The organism is Thalassospira sp. GO-4 (genome assembly GCF_023588965.1).
GTDB lineage: Bacteria > Pseudomonadota > Alphaproteobacteria > Rhodospirillales > Thalassospiraceae > Thalassospira > Thalassospira povalilytica.
Genome location: NZ_CP097807.1, coordinates 2,607,166 through 2,628,631, shown reverse-complemented (window position 1 = coordinate 2,628,631; position 21,466 = coordinate 2,607,166). Strand labels below are relative to the sequence as shown.

26 protein-coding genes are annotated in these 21,466 nt (G+C 55.1%); 9 read left to right on the top strand and 17 right to left on the bottom strand.

Features of this window, described 5'->3' with window-relative positions; all coding sequences use genetic code 11:
• Positions 1–2 precede the first annotated feature (2 nt).
• From M9H61_RS12190 to M9H61_RS12165, 6 genes are read right to left on the bottom strand one after another with little or no spacing between them, the layout of a single operon-like run.
• A complete protein-coding gene (locus tag M9H61_RS12190) occupies positions 3–1,094 on the bottom strand; it encodes a TrbI/VirB10 family protein (RefSeq protein ID WP_250280670.1) in 1,092 nt (363 codons plus the stop codon).
• Entirely contained in the window at positions 1,091–2,161 is a 1,071-nt protein-coding gene (locus M9H61_RS12185) for a TrbG/VirB9 family P-type conjugative transfer protein (protein ID WP_250280668.1), read from the bottom strand. Before M9H61_RS12185 ends, M9H61_RS12190 begins: the two co-directional genes overlap by 4 nt.
• Positions 2,158–2,838 (bottom strand): type IV secretion system protein, encoded by a 681-nt coding sequence (locus tag M9H61_RS12180; protein WP_250280666.1) that lies wholly within the window; start codon positions 2,836–2,838, stop codon positions 2,158–2,160. Before M9H61_RS12180 ends, M9H61_RS12185 begins: the two co-directional genes overlap by 4 nt.
• 35 nt (positions 2,839–2,873) lie before the next feature.
• A complete protein-coding gene (locus M9H61_RS12175) occupies positions 2,874–3,059 on the bottom strand; it encodes a hypothetical protein (RefSeq protein ID WP_250280665.1) in 186 nt (61 codons plus the stop codon).
• Positions 3,050–3,343, bottom strand: a complete 294-nt coding sequence (locus M9H61_RS12170; RefSeq protein WP_250280663.1) for a hypothetical protein — start codon at positions 3,341–3,343, stop codon at positions 3,050–3,052. The genes M9H61_RS12175 and M9H61_RS12170 overlap by 10 nt, the downstream gene beginning before the upstream one ends.
• Positions 3,340–4,470 carry a hypothetical protein gene (locus tag M9H61_RS12165; RefSeq protein ID WP_250280661.1) on the bottom strand — a complete coding sequence of 377 codons (1,131 nt, stop codon included), beginning with the start codon at positions 4,468–4,470 and terminating at the stop codon, positions 3,340–3,342. The genes M9H61_RS12170 and M9H61_RS12165 overlap by 4 nt, the downstream gene beginning before the upstream one ends.
• On the opposite strand from M9H61_RS12165, the gene M9H61_RS12160 reads away from it, so the two are divergent.
• Positions 4,469–4,936, top strand: a complete 468-nt coding sequence (locus M9H61_RS12160; RefSeq protein WP_250280659.1) for a hypothetical protein — start codon at positions 4,469–4,471, stop codon at positions 4,934–4,936. The two genes, M9H61_RS12165 and M9H61_RS12160, sit on opposite strands and share 2 nt — an antisense overlap.
• A 5-nt stretch (positions 4,937–4,941) precedes the next feature.
• Here the strand turns inward: M9H61_RS12160 and M9H61_RS12155 are convergent, their stop codons facing one another.
• The 10 genes from M9H61_RS12155 to M9H61_RS12110 form a co-directional block, all read right to left on the bottom strand.
• A complete protein-coding gene (locus tag M9H61_RS12155; protein ID WP_250280657.1) occupies positions 4,942–5,793 on the bottom strand; it encodes a hypothetical protein in 852 nt (283 codons plus the stop codon).
• On the bottom strand, positions 5,790–5,972 hold the full coding sequence (locus tag M9H61_RS12150; protein WP_250280654.1) for a hypothetical protein: 183 nt from the start codon (positions 5,970–5,972) through the stop codon (positions 5,790–5,792). Before M9H61_RS12150 ends, M9H61_RS12155 begins: the two co-directional genes overlap by 4 nt.
• Positions 5,954–8,344, bottom strand: coding sequence for a VirB4 family type IV secretion system protein (locus tag M9H61_RS12145; protein ID WP_250280652.1), 2,391 nt, complete (start codon positions 8,342–8,344; stop codon positions 5,954–5,956). The genes M9H61_RS12150 and M9H61_RS12145 overlap by 19 nt, the downstream gene beginning before the upstream one ends.
• Complete coding sequence (locus tag M9H61_RS12140) at positions 8,341–8,640, bottom strand: hypothetical protein (RefSeq protein WP_250280650.1); 300 nt, start codon at positions 8,638–8,640, stop codon at positions 8,341–8,343. The genes M9H61_RS12145 and M9H61_RS12140 overlap by 4 nt, the downstream gene beginning before the upstream one ends.
• Entirely contained in the window at positions 8,637–8,951 is a 315-nt protein-coding gene (locus M9H61_RS12135; RefSeq protein ID WP_250280649.1) for a TrbC/VirB2 family protein, read from the bottom strand. Before M9H61_RS12135 ends, M9H61_RS12140 begins: the two co-directional genes overlap by 4 nt.
• 18 nt (positions 8,952–8,969) lie before the next feature.
• Positions 8,970–9,410, bottom strand: a complete 441-nt coding sequence (locus tag M9H61_RS12130; RefSeq protein WP_120226131.1) for a hypothetical protein — start codon at positions 9,408–9,410, stop codon at positions 8,970–8,972.
• Complete coding sequence (locus M9H61_RS12125; RefSeq protein WP_120226132.1) at positions 9,410–10,153, bottom strand: conjugal transfer protein TraL; 744 nt, start codon at positions 10,151–10,153, stop codon at positions 9,410–9,412. The genes M9H61_RS12130 and M9H61_RS12125 overlap by 1 nt, the downstream gene beginning before the upstream one ends.
• Complete coding sequence (locus tag M9H61_RS12120; protein WP_120226133.1) at positions 10,140–10,376, bottom strand: helix-turn-helix transcriptional regulator; 237 nt, start codon at positions 10,374–10,376, stop codon at positions 10,140–10,142. Before M9H61_RS12120 ends, M9H61_RS12125 begins: the two co-directional genes overlap by 14 nt.
• Entirely contained in the window at positions 10,373–10,738 is a 366-nt protein-coding gene (locus tag M9H61_RS12115) for a TraK family protein (protein WP_250280647.1), read from the bottom strand. The genes M9H61_RS12120 and M9H61_RS12115 overlap by 4 nt, the downstream gene beginning before the upstream one ends.
• 475 nt (positions 10,739–11,213) lie before the next feature.
• A complete protein-coding gene (locus tag M9H61_RS12110) occupies positions 11,214–11,954 on the bottom strand; it encodes a GntR family transcriptional regulator (protein ID WP_250280645.1) in 741 nt (246 codons plus the stop codon).
• A gap of 321 nt (positions 11,955–12,275) precedes the next feature.
• Here M9H61_RS12110 and M9H61_RS12105 point away from each other — a divergent pair, with 321 nt between their 5' ends.
• The 7 genes from M9H61_RS12105 (at position 12,276) to M9H61_RS12075 (ending at position 19,076) form a co-directional block, all read left to right on the top strand.
• Complete coding sequence (locus tag M9H61_RS12105; RefSeq protein ID WP_250280643.1) at positions 12,276–13,517, top strand: branched-chain amino acid ABC transporter substrate-binding protein; 1,242 nt, start codon at positions 12,276–12,278, stop codon at positions 13,515–13,517.
• Between the two features lie 74 nt (positions 13,518–13,591).
• Positions 13,592–14,533, top strand: a complete 942-nt coding sequence (locus M9H61_RS12100; protein WP_206928329.1) for a branched-chain amino acid ABC transporter permease — start codon at positions 13,592–13,594, stop codon at positions 14,531–14,533.
• 2 nt (positions 14,534–14,535) lie between these two features.
• Positions 14,536–15,816: a branched-chain amino acid ABC transporter permease gene (locus tag M9H61_RS12095; protein WP_250280642.1), complete on the top strand. Its 1,281-nt coding sequence runs from the start codon at positions 14,536–14,538 to the stop codon at positions 15,814–15,816.
• A complete protein-coding gene (locus M9H61_RS12090) occupies positions 15,813–16,583 on the top strand; it encodes an ABC transporter ATP-binding protein (RefSeq protein WP_250280640.1) in 771 nt (256 codons plus the stop codon). Before M9H61_RS12095 ends, M9H61_RS12090 begins: the two co-directional genes overlap by 4 nt.
• Positions 16,580–17,290 carry an ABC transporter ATP-binding protein gene (locus M9H61_RS12085; RefSeq protein ID WP_068519990.1) on the top strand — a complete coding sequence of 237 codons (711 nt, stop codon included), beginning with the start codon at positions 16,580–16,582 and terminating at the stop codon, positions 17,288–17,290. The genes M9H61_RS12090 and M9H61_RS12085 overlap by 4 nt, the downstream gene beginning before the upstream one ends.
• A gap of 23 nt (positions 17,291–17,313) precedes the next feature.
• Positions 17,314–18,117 (top strand): SDR family oxidoreductase, encoded by an 804-nt coding sequence (locus tag M9H61_RS12080; RefSeq protein WP_250280638.1) that lies wholly within the window; start codon positions 17,314–17,316, stop codon positions 18,115–18,117.
• A 23-nt stretch (positions 18,118–18,140) separates the two neighbouring features.
• Entirely contained in the window at positions 18,141–19,076 is a 936-nt protein-coding gene (locus tag M9H61_RS12075; protein WP_068519986.1) for a 3-keto-5-aminohexanoate cleavage protein, read from the top strand.
• 109 nt (positions 19,077–19,185) lie between these two features.
• Here the strand turns inward: M9H61_RS12075 and M9H61_RS12070 are convergent, their stop codons facing one another.
• Positions 19,186–20,124, bottom strand: a complete 939-nt coding sequence (locus M9H61_RS12070) for a 3-hydroxyacyl-CoA dehydrogenase NAD-binding domain-containing protein (RefSeq protein ID WP_250280636.1) — start codon at positions 20,122–20,124, stop codon at positions 19,186–19,188.
• Positions 20,125–20,471: 347 nt separating this feature from the next.
• Between M9H61_RS12070 and M9H61_RS12065 the strand changes: the two genes are divergently transcribed.
• Entirely contained in the window at positions 20,472–21,404 is a 933-nt protein-coding gene (locus tag M9H61_RS12065; RefSeq protein WP_250280634.1) for an L-lactate dehydrogenase, read from the top strand.
• The last annotated feature ends 62 nt before the right edge of the window (positions 21,405–21,466 follow it).

The following is a 21,466-nucleotide window of genomic DNA, read 5'->3' as shown; positions in this document are numbered from 1 at the left end:
TTTTACTCCACATTTGCAATGTACCAGTCCGTTGCCGGACGGATCTGAAGGCGGGTGCCTTGGGGGATGGTGATGATGGGTTGCAGTGAAAGGGTTTCTTCGAGCACGCTGGCGCTGATCTCGCCAAAGCGGGTCGAGAGTTCTTCGGCTGCTTTCTCAGCAGCCGCAGTTGCGACTTCGCCGTCGCTTTCTTCTGATTTTGTGGTGGCAGCCGCATAGCGGACAGCTGTCGAAATGCCAGTCAGCATGAAGGCGGTGCCATAGCGCTCCCAGAAGCGGCGCTCCACGTCGCCAGTGGCCCCTTGGCGGCCTTGAATGTCACTGATCGGGGAGGCGAGCTGTCGGATCTCGGCACGGTGTCCGGCAATCAGGATCCGTTCACAGGCAATCGACAGGCGCGAACTGCCCATATCCTTGGGCGGGTCGTAATTGCAGATCAGACGAGACCCTTTGGGGATCAGAACATTGCGCCCGTGATAGCCATAGACATCACGTGCTGACTGCACGATCACGGTGCCGGTTGCATCGCCACCAACCTGACTGTTGATCCCGGTCTCAAGGATTACGGTGATATAGCGATCTGCCGTAATGATCCGACTGTTATCGACCGGAAGCGTGGACGTCCGTCGGGGGCCTTCATAGTCGGCTTTCTCATCATCACTGACCGGCAGATCGAGTGGATCAAGTGAGGAAGGCGTTGCCATGCCAGGCAGGACAGCATGGTCCGAACCACTAGCCATCTCAGAAGATTGCCATGCTGGTGTGCCCCAGTCTGACGACAAGGAAACGCGATGTTGCCAGGCAGCCTCCAAGGCCATGCGATAGGGATTCGGCGCGGGCGGTTCAGGAACAGGTTCAGGTTGCGGCACAGGCTCGGGCGCCGGAGCAGGTTCTGGTTCCGGTTTGGCTTCCTTGATGATGATCGGTGGCATAGTTGGGGCAGGGGCCACCGGCGCTGGTGGTGGCGGGGCTGGAAGGGCCCAGACCGATGGATCATCAGCGGGCAAGGTTGGCGGTTCATTCACAACCGGTTCGGCACATACACCCCCAAAGGTCAGGCCAAGTACCAGTGCAACGTCACAAAATGCACTCATGCGCCTTCCCCGGTATATTCAACACAGAGGAAGCTCTTGCCGCTCTTGAGCGTGATTAGCGGACGGGTGCTTTCAATGATGTAGGTCTCGCCCTGAACACGGGTATTGACCAACTCATCTATGCCATCAACCACTACATAGGCGGTCGGCAGTTCGATATCCTTCCAGCGCTTGCCAAAGCGGATATAGGTGAAGTGGTCATCCCGAAAGACTGTTTCCGGGCGGAGCGTTTCATCGCCCCAGAGATCATACTCACCCCAGCCATGCAGGGCGTTCGGGTCAAATGGGGATTGCGCGACAAAGTCGCCTTCAGGCGTGCCCGGATTGGTGTCAGTCAGTCCGGCAATCGCAGTATCGATAGTTGCAGACTTGTTGCCTTGGCCAGGAACAGACATCGCCGGAAGGCTGGCTTTACCGATGTCGTCAAAGCCAGCAACCGCCGGATCGCTTTCGATCTGAACGGATCCTTCAATCCGCACAATCAGATCGGGCACATTGACCGAATTGAAACTCTCAGCCCTCAGATAAAACGGATAAACAGCACCTGATTTGCCATAGACGACAAGTGAGGTGTCATAACCGTAACCACTGGGGCGAACAGCCAAACGACGTTCACCGCGTGGTTTGACAGAAAACCCGCCATCGTCGCCAAGGTCGACTGCTTCAATCTTTTCACCGCGTGGCAATTCAAGCACGGTGACCATGAACTCGCGGGTGCGGATCTTGTAAGTACAATCATCACACAGATCGGTCGCATAAACCGCATCGCTCGGATCTGCATCATCCCATACATCCTGAACTTGGCCGCTGGTACGCGGACGGCTCATTGCGTTGAAGTAGCCCTCATTCTGATCGCGGGCCTGATCGACCACGCTCTCGGGGACGGGCATTGTTGGTGCGGATTGTTGCGGAGGGGTTTGCGAACCAGAGAATGGTTGCTGCAATTGCCCTGGCATGGGCGGGCGTGCAGCGGTCTGCGCATTGGCCTGCTTATAGCCAAGAATGAGAACGGCCAGAATGAAGCTGCCAAAAACGATATGGAAAACAAGACTAATCAGGCGTTTCATGACGCGCCTCTTTCTCTAAGCACCATGTCGAGCACGGTGACGCCAAAAGGGTTGGTGTATTTGTCGGCTTCGGAGACGTTCTGCGGGCGGGTGGCCAGCGTCAGGTAAGCGCGCAAGTTTTTGCGCGAGATCTCTTTGCCGCGACGATGGTCGATCTGGATGAAATCGACCGCGTATTTATGGTCTGAGGACAAGGTGGCGATGGGATCGATGGAGACGATCCGCACTTCGCGCTCGATGCCTTTTTCAAGGGCCTCGGTGATTAGGCCGCTATCGATCCGCTCGCGTTTGAAGCGTTCCCAGAAGCTGGCATCAGACAGTCTGGATGCTTCGCGCTGGCGTTCTTGCTGCGTGACCGGATCGATCTCGTTGGTGATCAGGACAAAACGTTTTGCCTGGGCTTCAAGGAAGACTTCAAAACCTTCGACCTTCTTGCTAACCGGTTCGACAACATAAGTGCGGTCATCCGGGCCATAGGTCCGGACCAGAGCAATCTCGGTTTCCTTGAGCGGTACGAGATGCGCAACCGTTTGCACCAGAACGATAACGCCAGCGCCAAGCACAATGTTGGTCCCGGCAGACAGGCGCAGCATCCAGGCGAGCCTGCGATGACTGGCTTGAAAGCTGAACGGATCTGCAGCAACGGAGGCTTTATGTGTTGAGGTGGCTTTGACCATCGACTTGCGTCCGTTATCGCGTTTGCCGATGCGCCCTAGCCAAGCCATGAGAAGCCCTCGCCATTGAACTCAACCGGATCGCAGACGCACGGGCTGAGTTTCATTTCGTCGGTTCCAGTTCCGTCCTTGGGGATCTCGCGGTCCTTTGAAACGGAGACACAGCCGGACAGGAAAACGGCAAGGCAAAGCATTGGGACGAAATGTTTGGGGATCAGGCGCATGGCTGCGATCCTTTCTGATTGGGGGCGGTCGGGGAGGATGAAGCGCCCAGACCAAGAAAAAGCTTGGCAAGGGCAAGGACGATGGAAAGGGCGATCCAGATATGAACGGCACTGCGCATCAGACCGGCCAACTGGTTGGCATCGACTTCGCGAAGGGCCATGACGAAGACGATCAGGCTTTCGGGTGAAAACATGCCGGTCAGAACCAGCAGCCAGAGCGCAACGAGCGGAAAAACGGCGATGAACAGAACGACATCACGCAGGAGTTGCTTGAGATGGTTCATGGCTTGCCTCCCCGATCAAAGGTCGGTGTCTTGAGGCGTTCCATGACGGCATTCTTGGCGGCAACGAGACTGTCTTTGGCAGCCCCTGCCGCTCCAACCGGATTGCGGGCGGCTCCCGCCCCCAGAAGAACTGCATCAAGTGCCGCAGAAGCACCGCCCGGCGCGTATTTTTTGGCTGCATTGACAAGTGAAAGACCGGTTGCGGTCATGCCAGCGGTAATGACGGCAGCGGCCTGATTGGTCAGCTGGGATCCGGCAATCGAGTTGGCCATGCCGGTGGCCTCAGCCATGAAGGCTGTACCCATCCAGCCAAGAACGATGGCAACCCACAGGCCGGGATTGTCGATTGATGTGATCTCGCGAACATTCTCGGTGTTCTGGATATCAAGCGATGCTGCACCATAGAGACACAGAGCAAGGGCAAGTGTTGAGCCGAACAGCACCATGAAGGCGGCAAAGACGGTTCGAACTCCTGTGATCGCCATGCCACGTCCCCAGCCGAACCCAACGGCAAGCATCAGGATTGGAGAGAGGGCCGAGAACATCATCACACGGAAGATGCTGACGACAACTTGACTGAAATAAACAATGATCAGGATGATATAGGGCATGGCGAGCAGAACGCCGTAGACCCCAGCCATCAGATTGCCGAGCGAGATGGACGACCAGATTTCAAAGGCGATGCGCAAGACAACGAGTAAGCCGCGCTCGGCTACGTAAACGAGTTGTGCCATGCCGCCCAATGAGGAGGCTTCACTCGGGATCGTGGCGGCTGTAATGCCACCTTCCATACCGGCAGACAGAACAACGCCAGCAGCACTACCCATCGTTGATAAAGCCATCTGATAGATGGAATTTACGAGAGTGGGCCCTTGCCCGCCGAGCAGCAGACCAGCTATAATGATGAACGCAAATTCATGAGCGAATCCAATTAGATCGCCCTTTCCCATGATCATCTTGCCGCCATGAACGACGATCCATAGACCAACGACGGAGAGATAGATGAACCACATTGGGTCGAGCAGCACAGTGCTCAGGTTCTGGGTGAAACTGTTTGCCAGATCGACATACTCCGTCACCACGTCGCATGTCAGGCACATCAGATCATTCGTCACTGTTTCATCCATGACGTTTTTCCTTTTGATTGGTGCAGCGCAGGCGAGTTCTCTCGGTGTAGCGCTGAACAAAGGGGACTATTTGGATTGGGAATATGCTGTGTCGCTTTGGGCTAAGTTTGATCGCCCAGCTGCGCTGGAGGAGTGGGATCTGGTGATGCCGGTCTATGAAGCAAATAAAGACCTGATCGCAGGCACTCGCGACGAGGTTTTGCAGAAGCTTGCCAATCACCCGCAGGGTGATCTGATCAAACGCGGTCATGACCTGCGTCTGGTTTACGACGTTTGGAAAGATGCCTACCGTTCGATCCTGCCACCAGGTGCGAAGGCGCAGCCATGGAACCAGCTTACTGGCTGGAACTGCACCTATGTTAAGAGGCGCAACATCTTCACCGGTGGCTGCAATGACATGCCGGACTGGCGTACCGAAGCTGATATCAAGAACCACAATGCGTTCATCGCCAGAGGCGGAAAGTAAGCCGATCATTCTGCCGCCTCCGCATCTTCGCGCTGCTGGGGCGGCAGGTATTGCAGCAACATGGTCGACTGGATTTTGACCAACTGCGCCATGAGTTGCTGTTGTTGAACCTGCTGGCGGTTTGACATCGCCATCCATTTGGCAATTGCCATCAGAAGACGCTTCATATCCGCCGCACCGTTGGTGCCAGCTTCGAGCTCTTCAATGGCCTGCTGAATTTCTTCTGCACTTTGAACGGTCAGATCGCTCTGGGCTAATCCGGTTGTAACCGCATCCTTGGCCAGTTCTTCACATCTGGCTTCAACCATGGCGCGGGCCTGTTGTTGTGCCTGCCATTTGGCTTTGTTGACGGGGTGGTCCGGATTGGACCAGACACCGCTGCCAGAACCCGAGCCATTGTCACTGCCAGCAAACTCGCTGCCTTCCGGGAAGGTCCAGGTCGAGGGATCGTTCGGATCAAACCAAAGCGACTTGCGATAGATGCTGCGACCCTCGCAGATGCTAAAGAAGTCGAGATCATCAAGGTTCATGCCTGGCATCAGACCAGACAGATCCGGCGTCAGACATTGAATGTCGCGCATGATCCGGTTGGTGAGCTTTTGCATGTTCAGCACGGGCAACGTGATTTGCCCCATGGCCCCGATGGCATCAATCGTGCCTTGGGCTTGAGCGCTTAATTTGGTCAGCCATTCGGTATGTTGCTTGAGCTGATCGATCTGCTTTTGCATCTTGCTGAGCTGTTCACCCAACTTTGCAATGGCAGACACATCGATCACCGGATAGGTGGCGTAAGCAATTGCCGGAGTTGCCAGAACAATCCCGAAAGCAAGAGCGACAGAACGAAGACGCCTGTTCATGATCGACCTCCTGCCAGAAGAAGGACAAGCAAGACGATCAGAGCGGCACTGGTTGCGAGCGGCCAATGCATCATCGCAATCAGGCCGACAGCACCAACGAGGCTGATTACAGCCATCATTAAAAGGGATTGTTTGATCATGTCCGGGTCATCGCAGTTGCTTAAAGATGGCTTGGCCATGCGTCCCCCCATTTGCGTTGAATGGTGGCCAGATCGTTATTGGCATCCGGCCCGGAACGGTAGAACCGCGTAGCGTTCCCGAGCGGTGTCAGATCGACATCGAGAATGGCGCTTTCCTCAAAGCCGCTTGCCTCATCGCGCTTGATGATCAGAACCCGCCGATCATTCTTCTTGCGTGATCGCGTGCGGCCTTGGACAAAGAGCTTTTGCTCTTCATTGAGATTGAAGGGCTTGAGGCTGTCTTCCGTGACCTTGGAGTTCGGGAAAAAGATCATGGTGGCGGTGTTTTCAATGATCGCTTCAGCGGCCCCGGTTTTGCCAAGGCCTGCCGGATCCTGAAACGCCATGCCAACCGCACCGCCAAGTTTGCGGTATTCGCGATACATCTCGGCACCGAGATCTCGGAAGCCGGGGTTGGACAGCAGCTTGGCCGCCTCATCAATGAAGATGACAAAACCACTATTACGCCCGGCAACGGATTTACTAATGGCCTCCGAAATATGACCAACCACCGGGCCACCGAGAGCCGGATCGGCCAGCGCCTCATTCATATTGATCCCAACCATGTGCGACTGGTTCAGAAGGCCGCCGAGGCTGTCATGCGGCGCGTTGAAGATGTGGCTGCGAAGACCTGTATTGCCCTTGTCGTCCGTCACCCATTGCGCGAAGGCGCGACGAAGGGCAGAGCGACGGGCAAATGCAAAGGGATAGATGGCGTTCAATGTGCGATGAGGCGGTTCAATCTGGAATGCCAGATCGACGGCATGATTGAGCGCATCAATGTCGCCATCTTCGAGATCAATACCGGCCAGCGATTTGAGGATTGCATAAACACGTTCGCGGTTCTTTGGCGTGTCGTCCCCGACATCGAGCGGGTTGAGCGACAGGCCGTCATAGGCTTGATAAAGACCGCCCATGGCTTCGACCATGAAGCGTGTGCCTTCCTTGGAATCAAAGATGTAGGACCGCACATTCTCAAACTTGGCAAGGCCACCCATCAGATGCATGATCAGGGTGGATTTACCGACCCCGGAAGGCGCAAAGACCAGAAAGTTGCCGAGCGAGAACGGCTTATTGACCACCTGAAACTGGAATGCATAGGACTGGCCGGTTGGTGTTTTAAACCAGCGAACTGGTGCCGGGCCGAACTGGCTGGCCAACATGCCGGTTGCGGAATGCGGCAAAGCCCAAAGGGCAGCGATGTTCTGATCACGCAGATCCAGCGGGGCCATGAACTGACTGCCCGGCAATCTGATCTTGCGTTTGGAAACGACAGGCAAGCGGTTAAACCAGCAAACCGGTGCGCCGCGTGTTTGCACGGCATAGCCGATCCGTTTGTTGCCAAGGATCTCTGTGATCTCGCGGATAAGGCTGTTGAGTTTTTCTTCGGTTTCGGCACGGGGAATGATCTGAAACTGGGTGGCAAAGAGGGCTGTTTTCCCTTCGGCCAAAAGGTCGAGCAGGGTTGAGACTTCCGCTGCTGCCGCTGGATTGCCAAACCACGAATTAGACTCACCAGCCATGCGGCGCTTATTGACCAGCATCGCCTGATCACTGCCCCACGGATCACAGATCTGGCAGATCTCGATATCACCCTGCAGGGCGAGGATCTCGCCGATCAGATGGCCCGACACTGTTTCCGGCCAGAGTGTAACCGTAATGACCTTGTGAAACTGGCGGGCCGGAACATGGGTTGTGATGGTGCCGGTCACCTTGTCACAATGAAGGTCAGATGCCGGAAGGTTTGCAGATAGATTATGACTGGTCGCCGGAAGATCACGGCGATAATCGCCACTGACCAATCCATTGAGAAACCCAGAAAGCAAACAAGGCTGATCGTCATCAGAGCGCACAAGAAGCTCTGGACGGTACTCTGAGAGGATGGCCGGGATTTTCTCTTCGGCATCCAGCAAGGGCTGCATGGTTTGAGCCGTTGCCATCAGATACCAGTCGATGAAGTAACTTGATTTATATTGTCGTGCTTCTGCGGTGCCGATCTCATCAAGCACGCTATTGGGCCAGTTTGCATGAGCGGTAATCTCACGCTGGCGTTTGACTGCGAACAACCGAACAGTGACTGACCGTTTGCCAAGCTCTTGCAAAAGAGACTGGCGACCGAGCAACAAGGTTTGTTGCTCGCTCTCGATACGGGCGTCATAGCTGGTCCCTTGCAGGTGCCAGATACGCGACAGTGAACCGTCTTTGCCGCGTACAGTGATGCCATCGACCGGATCAATCCCGTCGAGCTCAAGTTCGTCCTGCAGCCAGTCTTGCTCAATATCTCCAAGCAGAAGGCGACGACCTGCCGGAACGACCAGTCCGCCTGCCATGCCGGTTACAAGACCCGTGGTGATTACATCGGCCCAAATCATTTGCGTCCTCCTGTGGTCAGGAGGCGCTCACCCTTACGGTTGCCCCAAAACATCGGGGTCACCAGCAGATCGCGGTCATAGTTCGGATTGATCCGCTGATGTTTGACGAGATAGATCCATGCGCCGACAAAGCCCACGATCCCGCCTGGAATAACCAGGGCAGGAAAGTCGAATACGACGGGCAGGACAAAACCCAGAACGCCAACGAGACCGGCAACAAGTAGAAGCGAGATCGGCAAACCGATCAGTGTCATCTGGCGCTGGACCTGAATGAGAACAGCACTGGCGGCTTTCATTTGAGAACCCCCAGAAGACCCGAAGCAATGGCCGGTCCTGCGGTGACCAGGATGCCACCAATCACCATCATGATGCCGCGTTGCGGATCGAGCCTGCCGGTGAAAGCGCCCCAACCGCCATAGACGACCAAACCAAGACCCAGAGCGATGGCGAAGATCTTGCCAAATCCTTCGGCTAGAAGTTCAAGGAAAGAGACAACCGGATCCCACCAGTTGCCACCTGTGGTGTCTTGTGCAATAGCCGGTTCGGTCATGGCCAATGTGGCAAGGCCAGCGATGACAGCGATTTTGAAAAGATTACGTTTATCCATGGAGTGTTTTCCTTGTCGTCAGATCGTCAAAACGGTGAGGACGCCCAGCGTGAAGACGACGGCGACCAGATTGAGAGCGGTGAGGAGGGAGATCAGCTTGACCATCTTGCGAAAGCGGTCCTGAGCCGTATCGGCAAGGCGAGCAGCTTCCTGCATGGCAGACAGACGTTCACGCACGGCATCGGTTAGAGCTTCATTCTTGAAGTCCTCGATGGCGGCAGTGACATCGTTGGTGAAGGTTTCTGCCTGTGCCTGGATAATCCCGGACAGGGTTCGGTTATGCTGATCGATCAGGCGACGATGCTCGTCGAGCACGACCTTGTGGATGGTGTAGATCATCAGCACCGGATCACCGTCCTCGACGGTGACCTGATGAACTTTCCACAAATGGGTGCGCAGTTCTTCGATGCTGTCCATGGTCAGGGGCGGCGGCGGAGCCTCGTCAAGAACGCTGGCCATCACAGCACCGCCTGTTCCATGGAAGCCCCAATGCTGCGCCAGGTCATCATCAGGCGTTGGCGCGACATCAGGGGAAAGTCGGCATGTTTACCTGCCTCATCAAAGGTCAGGCGGGCACGCATCATTTGTTCGATGTCGTGACCAAAGGTTTCTTTGCGGACCTCGGGCAGACGCACCAGCGCGTGAATGCGAGACTTGTTCTTTTTATAAAGTCCGGAATGCTCGAAGCTTTCGACTTCGCCGGATGCGTTCTTGCGTTCGATCCGCCCGAAATATTCGTTAAGCCATACGACAACGGGAATATCGGGAACGCTCTGCAAAACCTGATGGAGACCCTGCATGGTGTCATTAAGTGCCTGCCCACCGGTAAGCACGGTATGGAGGCGAACCTCATGACCAGCATCGGCAAGCATTTGCAGCGCCTGTGCTTCGACCATGTAGCCAAGCAGCGGTAAGAAGGTGCTAGCACCATTATCGATCACGACAACACCGTTTTCCGGGCCGGTCATGATCTGTTCGATCAGCGCATCGAAATAACGCGGGTTGATCTCGTCAGGACGTTCGCCGAGGCGAATGGTTTCGACAGGGAACGCTTTGTATCCGGCAAAGGTCTGATTAACCGGATCGGTGTCGTAGCAATGAAGCGGGGTGTCGCGTTTGAGGTAATGCTGCGCAAGAAGGCTTGCGACAAACGACTTGCCGACCCCGCCCTTGCCCTGAAGGGTAAGATTAATCAACGCCATCGGCGATAACTCCATCTGAAATGATAATTTTGATGCCCAGCACAGTGGCGAGGCGGAACACGTGGGCTGCAGACAGATCCGTCTTGCCAGCCTCAAAATCCCGATAAGTGCGTTCGCACACGCCGATACATTCACCTGCACCAGCTTGGGTGAGGTGTTTGCTCTCGCGGGCTTGCCGCAGGCGGGTGTGAAGGGTGAGGTAATCTGATTGCCAGGAACTCACGGAGTTTCCTCCGTGTTGTCCGACGATCCTTCCCACAAGCGATCAAGCTCTTTTTGCTCTTCGGCTTTGAGGCTTGGGAGCAAGTTGCTTGTGGCTGGCTTCGACTTCTCAGTCAGGTAGTTCTGGATTGGCTTACTGGTACGAGCAGTGGATTGCGTAGAGGTGTTGCGCGTGGACTTCGAGGCTTCAGTACGCAGTCGTTTAACGCGGTCATAGAATGACCGGCGAGACATTGTGATACGTCCCGATGCACTCAGTTCTTCGTAGATTGTTCTGACCAGAATGCCTTGCTCAAGCTTGCCGAGAATTTCATCTCGCAAAGCAAGGATTTCGATCTTCGCCTGACCCCATTCGGCTGGCATTGTAGGACCCCCATCATGCCGTTAACGACTTGACAAGGATCGGAAATGTATGGTCTCAATTCTCTACCGAGTGCACCAAAATCTGATGTTTCTCGGGGAAAAGAATTGGGCAAACAGGTATGCCCCCGCAACCAAAACAACAAACCCCGCCATCGGCGGGGTTTTGTCGTTTAGTCTTGGGTCAGCATTCGAACCTGCGTTCTTCCTGCGTTCTGAGCCTGTGCTCATAACTTGATGGTTTCGAAGGAACCGTGCACCCGGTGGGTGCGCGTAAGTCCTGAGAAAGGCGTATAGAAAACGTGCCAGTGGCACGTTTTTAGTCTGAAGGTCTAGCACGGCCGATAGGCCGCGCGCAGACTGCGCTCGTCGGGCATCAACACATCTATCCGATGCCTGTTTGCACAAGGTTCTTTGCGAAGGCTAAAGGCCGGAGCTGAGCGAGCAATGCGAGCGCTAATCCTGCCCAAACATCACATCAATCCACCCCGGAGACATCAGCCTCATTAGCATCTGCAAGCTTGTAGAAACGCCGGATGGCCAGATGTGAGGAGCGGATATCAAGATTGACCGACCAGCGGGCCGCGGCACGGTCGCGTTGGGCGACGGCATCGATGACATTGCTGTGGATCTTGACGCCATGGGTGAACACGCGTTCGAACAGCGAGGTATCCTTGCGTGCGGAGGCGACAATCGGGCCGGTGCGCAGCCAGAGCGTTGAAATCAGGTCAAGCAGCTGGCTATAGCCGCTGGCGCGGTATAGTTCGAAATGGAAGGCCTGATTGCCGGTCAGGGCCGCGTCATAATCATCAACCTGCAATGCTTCTTTGATCTGGTCATTATGGCGACGCAGGGCGTCGACCAGTTTCGGGTTTTTGGGGCCACTGGCGGCGCGTTCGGCAGCGTAACCTTCGAGCTGCATGCGGATGCGAATATATGCTTCATGTTCGGAGGCATGATAGGGCGCAACGCGAAGTGTGCGCGGTCCGGACTGTTCGATGGCACGTTCGGCGATCAGGCGCGCGATCGCTTCGCGGACCGGCATGGCGCTGGTGCCGAGCATATTGGCCAGAGCGCGGATAGAAACCTGTTCACCAGGCAGGAACTCGCCCCGGAGCAGGCCCAGTCGCAGGCTTTGATAAACCCGTTCCTGAACGGTCGAGACATCAACCGGGGCCAGCATCGGTTTGGAATTCTTTGTCAGGTCGAAGGTATTCACGTACTCGGTGCCTCAAGAAGGTGAAGAAACGTTGGACCCGGCGGCAAAACATTTCACCAATGGTCACAAGTTACGCCAAATCAGGTGATTACAGCAGTACTGTCTATGGCATTCTACGTCCAGTGCGTTGGCATGGCAATGTGCACCGGGTGAGAAAAGGTCATCGAAATTAAAGTGTGATCACATATCTAATATCTTTACTCAGTCAAATTCTTGTGTCTATACTGCCGTTAATGCCGAACCAAGACGTTGGAATAACTGACGCAGCGCGGCAGACCAAGTACACAAACAAGTGTTATCTGGGAGGAAAACTTGAATCGTATGACAAAATTTGCGTTCGGTGCCGCGATGGCGTTGGGCGCGGGTACCCTTGGTGCCGCCACGTCGCAGGCAGAGCCCCTTAAAATCGGGATTATTGAAAGTCTTTCAGGGTCGCAAACCTCGACCGGGCGTCTTTATGCGCGCGCTGTGAAGTATGGTGTTGATCGTATCAATGCAGCTGGCGGATTTAACGGCGAACCCGTCCAGGTGACGGAATATGACAATGCCGGCGGCGCGTCCGAGGCGGCGGACAAATTCCGTCAGGCTGTTGCGGACGGCGTAAATATTATCATTCAGGGTGCATCATCGGCGATTGCCGGCCAATTGACCGAAGATGTTCGCAAACACAATTTGCGCAATCCCGGCAAGGAAATGATCTTTATGAACCTTGGCGGTGAAGCCATGGAGCTTACCGGCGACAAGTGTCAGTTCTATCATTTCCGGTTTACCACGACCGCACCGATGCGCATTACCGCCCTGGTCAATGCCATGAAAAAGTCGGATGCACTGGGCAGCAAGGCTTATGCCATCAACCAGAACTATTCCTGGGGCAAGGATGTGCAGGCCGCTGTTGAGGCCGCTGCATCCGAGGGCGGATACGAGGTTGTTGGCGAAGTCTTGCATGATGTGAACAAGATCCAGGATTTTGCACCATTTGTTGCACGCATCAAATCGGCTGAGCCGGACACCGTCTTTACCGGCAACTGGTCCAATGACCTGTTGTTGCTGATGAAGGCGACCGGTGATGCGGGTCTTGATGTGACCTTTGCGACAACCTTCCTTGATCAGCCGGGCAACATCGCCAATGCCGGTCAGACGGCACTGGGTCACTATATCGCCAACAACTATGACAATGCGGCGACCCCGACCAACGAGTTCCCGGAAGCCTACAAGGCAGGCACGGGGGCCTATCCGATCTTTGTCGAAGGTCATTCGACCTTTGCCCTGGGTCAGCTTCAGGAAGCTTTGTCCACGCTTGATTTCAAGGGCGGCGACATCAATGTCACCGACATCGCGCTGGCACTCGAAAACAGTGTTTACCAGTCACCGCTTGGGCCGATTTCGGTACGCAAGGAAGATCACCAGACCATTCGTCCGGTGGTGGTTTCCAAAGTGGTCAAGGGCGCAAAATATCCGGCCGATGGGACGGATATGGGCTTTGAGACAGTCGAGGTAATACCCGGCGAAAAGGCGATCTATCCGGTGCAGGACAGCTGCCAGATGAAGCGCCCGAACGCGTAATCCCGACGCCTTCAGGACCCGGCCTTCATCGTGTAGTGCCGGGTCTTTTCTGCCTCTTTTAGTCCGGAAGTCTCATGGAATTCGCGATTATCTCCACGTTGAACGGCGTGACCTATGGCTTGTTGCTGTTTATGGTCTCGGCCGGGTTGACGCTTATTTTCGGCATGATGGGTGTGCTGAACTTCGCCCATGCCTCGTTTTACATGCTCGGTGCTTATGTCGCTTATGCGGTGTCATCGATCTTCGGTTTCTGGACCGGCATTCTGGTCGCACCGATTGTCGTCGGGCTTGTCGGCATGGCGGTCGAGCGGTTTTTACTGCCGCGGGTACATGCCCATGGTCATGCGCACGAGCTTTTGCTGACCTTTGGTCTGGCGCTGATTATTGAAGAGCTGATCAAGCTGTTTTTCGGCGATTTTCCGGTCAATTACCAGATGCCCGAAGCATTGCGGTTTTCCGCCTTTGAGATTTTCGGCACCGGATATCCTTTCTATCGCATGTTCATTGGTGCGGTTGCAGTCATCATGTTTACCGTTCTGTGGCTTCTGCTGACGCGGACCCGTACCGGTATTGTCGTGCGCGCGGCTGAACGGTTGCCGCAAATGGCCGAGGCACTGGGCCACAACATTCCGATTGTGTTCATGTTCGTTTTTGGAACCGGGGCTGCCCTTGCCGGGCTGGCTGGTGCTGTTGCCGGTGCCTTTTATCCGACCAACCCGAATATGGGTATCGAACTTGGCGTTATTGTCTTTGTCGTTGTGGTTGTTGGTGGCCTTGGATCCCTTAAAGGGTCGCTGGTGGCGTCGCTTCTGATTGGCCTGTTTTCGTCTTTTGCTGTCGGTCTTGATTGGTCAATTGCCAGCATGTTTGACGTGGTCGGGCTTGGCGACTGGGCGCGATCGGTCGGCGGTCTTTTGACGCTTGAGCTGTCTTCGGTAAGCGCAACCATTCCCTTTGCACTGATGTTGATCGTCCTGCTGGTACGTCCGGCCGGCCTGATGGGTGAACGGAATTAAAGATGACATCCATTCAAAAAATTCTTCTGGCGCTGCTGCTGGTTCTGTTGATCGCAGTACCGCCATTTCTCGGGCTTGGTTGGCAGAATGCGCTGATTAATGTCCTGATTTCCAGTCTGTTTGCCCTTGCATTCAATCTGCTGAATGGTCAGGCGGGACTTCTGTCCTTTGGTCATGCGGCCTATTTCGGGGTTGGTGCCTTTGCTGCGTTGCATCTGATGATTGCGGTAGAAGACGGCTTGTTCTTTCCAACGCCGCTTTTGCCGCTGGCCGGGGGGCTGGCCGGGCTCGTGGTTGGGGTGGTCGCGGGGTATTTTTCGACCATGCGGTCGGGCGTGTATTTCGCGCTGGTGACCCTGGCAATTGCCGAACTGTTTCATTCACTGGCCCCGCATCTCGAAGGGACGTTTGGTGGTGAAGCAGGCGTGTCGTCGATGCGGATGCCCTGGATGGGGTTCGGGTTTGGCACGATTATCGAAGTCTATTATCTGACCCTTGGCTGGGTGGTGCTGTGTGGGCTGGCGCTTTGGGCCTATACCAGAACGCCTTTCGGGCGTTTGACGCTTGCACTGCGTGACAATGAGCAGCGCGTCAAGTTTCTGGGCTACAACGCCCATTACGCCAAGGTGATCGTCTTTGCGGTGTCGGCCATGATGACCGGTGTTGCCGGTGCGCTTCTGGCGATTTCCAACGAGACGGCAAACTATTCGCTGTTTTCGGGATCGGTATCCGCACAGGTGGTCTTGCAGACCTTTGTCGGTGGATCGACCGTGTTCTTTGGCCCGGTGATTGGCGCAACGGTCTTTACCCTGTTTTCCTTCCTGATTTCGGATCTGACCCGGTCCTGGCTGTTTTACCAGGGACTGATTTTCGTTCTGGTGATGCTGTATGCACCAACAGGTATTGGCGGGGTGATTGATCACCATATCCGCAATCGTCGCCAGCTCGATCTGGCAAAGATTGGCGGTCCGTATCTTGTGGCCTTGGGCGGCGGCATTCTGATTGCGGCAGGGACTGTCTTTTTGACCGAAAGTGCCGAAGTTCTGTTCGGTCAGGACTATGCAGTGGCCCGCGACGGGGCAGCGGGTGGTTTCCCGGCCTATGACCTGTTTGGCCTGTCCTGGAGCCCGCTTAACCCGGTGACGTGGCTTGTGCCGCTTGTGTTGCTGTGCGGGGGTGTCTTCATCCTGATCCGGGCCCGTCGCGTGATTGACCGGCTTTGGGCACGCAAGGATGAGGCGACGACTGCTGATATGACCGTCGGTGCAGGAGGCAAAGAATGAATGAGATAACATCACAGACGCCTGCGTTGCAGCTTTCGGAAGTCAGCAAGTCATTTGGGCCGATCGATGTGTTGCAGGGATTGAACCTTGATATTCGTCCGGGTGAACGACATGCAGTGATCGGACCCAACGGGGCGGGAAAGTCGACCTTGTTTAACCTGATTTCCGGGATGTTTGCGCCGTCATCGGGCGATATCCGGCTTGAAGGAAACAGCATTGGCGGTCTTTCACCGCACTTGATCAATCGCGCCGGATTGGCACGATCATTCCAGATCACCAACATTTTTCATCGCATGACCGTGTTTGAAAATCTGCGGATCGGGGTCATGGCCCGCCATCAGGTGCGCTATGGACTGTTCCGGTCGGCAGCGGGGATGCGTCGGGTCAATGACGAAACTGCCGATGTTCTGAATCGGGTCGGGCTTGAAGCACGTGCGCAAAGCATGGCCGGCGACCTGACTTATTCCGAGCAGCGCGCACTTGAAATCGGCATGACGCTTACGACCGGTGCCGATGTCATTTTGCTTGATGAACCGACTGCTGGCATGTCGCGCGAAGAAACGGCCAAGGCCGCGGAGCTGATTCGCAAGGTGACCGAAGGCAAGACGCTTTTGATGGTTGAACATGACATGAGCGTCGTCTTCAGCCTGTGTGACCGGGTTTCGGTGCTGGTATATGGCCGCATTCTTGCGACCGATACCCCCGAACGCATCAGTGCCAATCGTGAAGTCCAGGAAGCCTATCTTGGTCAGGAGGGGGCAAAATGAGCTTGCTCGAAGTCAAAGGGCTGCATGCCCACTATGGAAAAAGCCACATCCTGCACGGCATCGATATGGAAATCGGTGAATCCAGCATTGTCTCCTTGCTGGGACGCAATGGGTCGGGTCGATCAACCCTGTTAAAGGCAATGATGGGACTGGTACCGCCAAGTGCGGGAACCGTGACCCTTGACGGGCAATCGATTGCGGGCAAGCGCCCTTATGACATTTGCCGAAAGGGGATCGGATATGTTCCGGAGGAACGGCTGGTTTTCCCGAATTTGACGGTTGAGGAAAACCTGATCATGGGCGGGCAAAAGGGCGCACCCGGTGCCCATCAATGGACGATCGAGGAAATGTATGACTATTTCCCGCGTCTGCGCGAACGCCGGGGCATTCGGGCCGGATATTTATCCGGTGGCGAGCAGCAAATGCTGACCATTTGCCGGTCGTTACTGGGCAATCCGCGGCTTCTTTTGATTGATGAACCGACCGAGGGACTGGCACCACGGATTGTCGATGTCGTGATGGAAGTGATCCTTGATATCGGGCGTCGCGGCGTTGCTGTGGTCCTGGTCGAGCAGAAACTGACCATCGCATTGAAAGTTGCCCAGCAGGTCATGGTCATGGGCCATGGCGAACTGGTTTATCGCGGGACCCCCGAACAGCTTGAAGAAACACCCGAAGTGCGGCGCAACTGGCTTGAAGTTGCCTGATGTCCGGGCCGTGGGCGTAAATCATGAATAGGTCGAAAATGAATATGATTGAACGAACCCGACCGCGGTCGGGCCTTCGGGTCTTGGTGACAGCGGGGGCGTCGGGAATTGGCAAGGCCATTGCCTGTGCCTTTCGCGAAGCCGGTGCCAAGGTTCTGATTTGTGACATTGACGAAGATGCCCTTGGCAAATTTGCCAAAGACTTTACCGATGTGCTGACTCGCGTAACCGATGTTTCGGATGAAACACAGGTTGATCAGTTGCTGGCAATGGCATCCGAACAGCTCGGCGGGCTTGATGTTTTGGTTAATAATGCGGGCATTTCCGGTCCGACCGGCGCCATTGACGAGCTTTCTGTCGAAGAAATCCGTCGCACCCTTGATATCGATCTGATGAGCCAGTTTCTGGTTCTGCGGCGGGCCTTGCCATTGCTGCGCGCCAATGAGGCCGGGACGATCATCAATATCTCATCGGTTGCCGGGCGGCTTGGATATGCGCTTCGCACCCCCTATGCCGCAGCGAAATGGGGAATTGTCGGACTGACGCAAAGTCTGGCCAAGGAAGCCGGTCCCGATGGCATCAGCGTCAATGCCATATTGCCCGGTGTGGTTCGGGGCGCGCGCATTGAAAACGTGATCCGGTCCCGTGCTGAATCCCTTGGCATCAGTTACGAGGAAATGGAAGCGCAGTACCTGTCACAGGTTTCGTTGCGCCGCATGGTCGAACCGGAAGATGTCGCCGGTATGGCGCTGTTCCTGTCGTCCCCGGCGGGGGCAAATATCTCCGGGCAGGCCATCAGTGTCTGCGGCAATGTCGAAACCATCTGAGCGGATCAAAAAGGAAAAACAACATGGCTAAAACGTCACGCAAGGTCATCGTCACATGTGCCATTACCGGTGGTATTCATACGCCCAGCATGTCTGCGCATTTGCCTGTTACCCCGGACCAGATCGCCGAACAGGCCATCGAGGCTGCTGAAGCCGGGGCGGCGATTCTGCATCTTCATGCCCGTGATCCTGAAAACGGTCGTCCGACCCAGGACCCGGATATGTTTGCCCGTTTCCTGCCGCGGCTGAAACAATCCACAAATGCGGTCTTGAACCTGACAACCGGTGGCAGTCCTGCGATGCAGGTTCAGGAACGTTTGCAGCCTGCACTTAAATTCGCGCCGGAAGTTGCGTCCTTGAATATGGGGTCGATGAATTTCGGGTTGTTCCCGATGCTTGATCGGTTCCAGAAATTCGAACATGACTGGGAGCCGGCATATCTTGAAAATTCCCGAGATATCGTGTTCCGCAACACCTTCAAGGATATTGAATATATTCTCGAAGCCTGTTCTGGGAATGGCACCCGGTTCGAATTTGAATGCTATGATACCAGTCACCTTTATAACCTTGCGCATTTCCGTGACCGCGGATTGGTCAAGGGGCCGTTATTTGTTCAGACAGTATTTGGCATTCTTGGCGGTATTGGCACGCATCCCGAAGATGTTGCGCATATGAAGCGCACAGCAGATCGCCTGTTTGGTGACGATTATGTCTGGTCGGTGCTTGGCGCAGGACGCCATCAATTGCCGATCACGACAATGGCGGCTTCGATGGGGGGCAATGTCCGTGTCGGGCTTGAAGATTCCCTTTGGAATGGCCCGGGTCAGCTTGCAAAGTCCAACGCGTCACAGGTTCTGCGCATTCGCCAAGTTCTCGAAGGTCTTGGTCTTGAAATCGCAACCCCGGACGAAGCACGCGCCATGCTGTCGCTTAAAGGCGGTGATCAGGTCAATTTCTAGGGCGGATACACCAGACATGGTTTGTCATGTCTGACCGATTCCAAAGTAAAAACGGCACAGTGTATTTGACACTGTGCCGTTTTTTTTGCGGGTGATTTTTATCCCGACATCAATCGGAAACGGGTGATTTTTTGACCGCCAGTATCTTGCGCAGCCGGGCATCACGTTCCCGAATAACGGTGGAAATTGATTTGTCGGCATAGGAGTCCTCAACCGCGGCGGTTACCCGATCCTGAAGATCTTTTTGTGGTGTCGGATTGCCCAGATCAGCCCAAAGTTTTTCCTGCATCGGGGCAAACATGTCCCAAAATCCCTGCATGCCCTTGTCTCCGCCCGCCAGCCGATAGGTCATAAACGGACCCATCAATGCCCAACGTGGTCCGGGTCCTTCGGTCACGGCGCGGTCAATGTCTTCGGCCGATGCGATGCCATGATCAAGCATATGAATGGCTTCGCGGAAAATTGCGGCCTGCAGCCGATTGGCAATGTGGCCATATATTTCTTTTTCCAGCCGAACCGGCGTTTTCCCAAGGCCAGCATAAAATGCTTCTGCCTGTTCCAGCGCCCGTTGACCTGTTTTTTCCCCGCCGGCCAGTTCGACCAGCGGTACAAGATGGGGCGGGTTGAACGGGTGGCCAAGAACGACGCGTTCGGGATGCGCACAGGCCGATTGCATATCGGTCACCGAAATGGCCGATGAACTTGATGCGATGATGGTTTCTTTGGATGTCGCGGCATCGATGCGGCGCATCAATTCAATCTTTGCATCCAGTCGTTCAATCGCATTTTCCTGAATAAATCCGCTGCCTGCGCAAGCATCATCAAGGTCGGTTGAAAAACGCAAATTGCCGCGCTGTTTTTTGGCCAGAACTGTCTCGGGAAGTGTTGGCCAGAACCGGTCGATTGCGGTGTTCAAATCATGTTCTGCGCCGTCACGAATATCGGTTGCGACAACATCAAAACCATGTGCCAAAAAAAGACAGGTCCAGCTTGCGCCAATGATGCCTGTTCCGACAACAGTCACCTGGCGGATGTCCGAATTACCCAAAATTTCCTCCCGTTATTTGATGTGCTGATCATGACGGTTGGGTCCGGTGTATGTTGTTGTTTTTAATCACCTTTTGGCGGCGATTTTTCCCCGGAAATCATGATGCGCGCATGCGGCTTTATATTGTTGAAATTCTACCGTAAACCGGGTGCGATTGGAATGGTTTAGTCCGGGCTAAGTGATTGAAATTTCGATTTAGAATTGCGTTTTTGCCCGCAATCGATCCTTTGGTTTTTTCACCTGCAAAAGGCGGATGTTTTGTTGCGCAACATTTATCCTTTTTGACCGCTTCACCCGCCGGTGGCATCATTGATGTGAAGACGGGGTTTGATGCGGGAGATTGAGTGATGAAGGTCGGGATTGTCGGGGCCGGGATGGTTGGAAGTTCAGCGGGCTATGCGCTTGCGGTTATGGGGCTTGCCAGTTCGGTTGTTCTGGTTGATCAGAACCATGATCTTGCCGTCGCCCAGGCAGAAGACATTGCCCATGCTGTTCCGTTCATGTCCTCAACAATTGTGGAGGCGGCCGACTATGACGGGCTTGCCGGGGCGCGGGTCGTTATTCTTGCGGCCGGGGTCAGTCAGAAACCCGGTGAAACCAGACTTGCCTTGTTGGAGCGCAATGCCGCAGTTTTCAAGGATGTTGTGGGTAATGTCCTTGCCGTTGCGCCCGATGCGATCCTTCTGATTGCGTCCAATCCGGTCGATATCATGGCCCAGATCACGCAACGTATTTCCGGCTTGCCGGCAAGTCGGGTTATTGGTTCCGGAACCATCCTTGATACGGCCCGGTTTAGAAGTCTGCTTGGCCGGCATCTGGGAATATCGCCACAATCGGTGCATGCCTATGTTCTTGGCGAGCATGGTGATAGCGAAGTTTTGGCCTGGTCCAATGCCCGGGTGGGGTCTTTGTCCCTGGCAGAAGTAGCCGCCCAGGTGGGATCGCCGATCACCCAGCATATGCGTGCACGGATTGATGATGGTGTGCGCAATGCGGCCTATAAAATCATCAAGGGCAAAGGCGCAACCTATTACGGGATTGGTGCAGGACTGGCCCGGATTATCAAGGCCATTGCCCGTGATCAGCATGATGTCCTGACGGTTTCCTGTGTCATGGCCGAGATCGGGGATGTGCGCGATGTTGCCTTGTCGATTCCACGGGTGATCGGTGCGGACGGCGTATCGGAGGACCTGATGCCGGATCTTGCGGCAGAAGAACTCGAAGGTCTCGGCCGCAGTGCACAGCTTTTGAAGGATTGTGTCGAAAGCATTTCACTCTGATACGACAGAACCCTTTTAAAGGTCGGAAAACCGCGCTAGTTTTGAGGGGTCCCAACACGCAA